1 protein-coding gene and 1 pseudogene are annotated in these 1,249 nt (G+C 33.9%); both read right to left on the reverse strand.

Translation table 11 applies throughout. The features are described from left to right. A pseudogene (locus EKL98_RS16345) lies at positions 1–332 on the reverse strand (hypothetical protein); the annotation flags it as partial. Beyond that, positions 325–1,059 carry a type III pantothenate kinase gene (locus EKL98_RS16350; protein WP_126563182.1) on the reverse strand — a complete coding sequence of 245 codons (735 nt, stop codon included), beginning with the start codon at positions 1,057–1,059 and terminating at the stop codon, positions 325–327. The pseudogene EKL98_RS16345 and the gene EKL98_RS16350, both read right to left, overlap by 8 nt. Between the last annotated feature and the right edge of the window lie 190 nt (positions 1,060–1,249).

Genomic DNA, 1,249 nt, shown 5'->3' on the forward strand with positions numbered 1-1,249 from the left:
AATTTTCCAAGCGGAACTGCTAAAGCTAAATAATCTAAAGTGGTTCTTTTAGCGGTTGCACTAGATGTTCCTGATTTTTGTTTGGTATTGCTACTGCTTGCGGCAAGTGTGAAATTAGTCCATTTTAAGTTTCCATATCCAGCGGGATTCTGGAAATTGATTCGTGTACTATCAGGAATCATTGAAATTCCTCCCATCGAGCGGCTTTCTACATTTCCGTTAAACCTAGACTCCCCAATTCCATAAAATGAATACGGTGAGGACGTACCCTCTTGTGAAAACACAACTAATGACAACAATAAACAAGAGCTTATTAGAAATTTTTTAATCATTTTTGATTTTATATTGAAATGTTTGATTCAAACTTTCAAGAAGGAAATTTGAATTGGCAAATATGGTATTTTTTAATCGTTTAGCCAAAAAAACTGAGTCTCCACCCGTTAAAATTATTATAAATTTTGAATATTGGCCCTTTATTTCGGCTATGCAACCCTCAATTTCAAATACTAACCCATTAACGACTCCTGAATGAATAGATTCTGAGGTAGACTTACCTATAAAACGTTTGGGTTTTTCTAAAGTCAGCAAGGGTAATTTTGCTGTAAAATGATGCAATGATTCGTATCGTAATCTCAAGCCAGACGAGATTGCCCCACCAAGATAATTATCGTTTTCGTCGATAAAATCGTAAGTCACACAAGTCCCCGCATCTATCACCAATCTATTTTGATTGGGATATTGAAGTGTTGCACCCGCAGCTAGAACCATTCTATCAATACCCAAAGTTTGTGGTGTTTCATAACAATTGACAAAAGGAAAGGGATCGGTTTGTGACACAAAATGAATATTTACCGCATCTTTAAAGCTAATAAATGCTTGTTTTTCGACATCTGAAACCGATGCTATGACTAAATGAGTTGTATTTTTATACTTTTCTAAAATATTTTCAATATTTTTTTCAAGCGCTGTTTTTAGAAAAACAAAAGATTCCAAAAGAGTATTACCCTCAAAAACAGCAGCTTTAATTCTGGTATTCCCTACATCGACAGCTAGAATCATAATTTAAATTTAACGTTGCAAAGGTACGAATAGATTTTTTTTAATAATTGTTTTGTATAAATTAAAAATCATTCTATATTTGCACCCGCAAACAAGTTTAGTGAACTCCAAATTAAATAAGAGTAAAGTGAGCTATTAGCAAGGTACCTTAGCTCAGATGGTAGAGCAATGGACTGAAAATCCATGTGTC

Source organism: Flavobacterium bomense, from assembly GCF_003970355.1.

Excerpts from the sequence above, each read along its gene's own strand:
- EKL98_RS16350 (WP_126563182.1), bottom strand. The coding sequence starts at position 1,059 with ATGATTCTAGCTGTCGATGTAGGGAATACCAGAATTAAAGCTGCTGTT.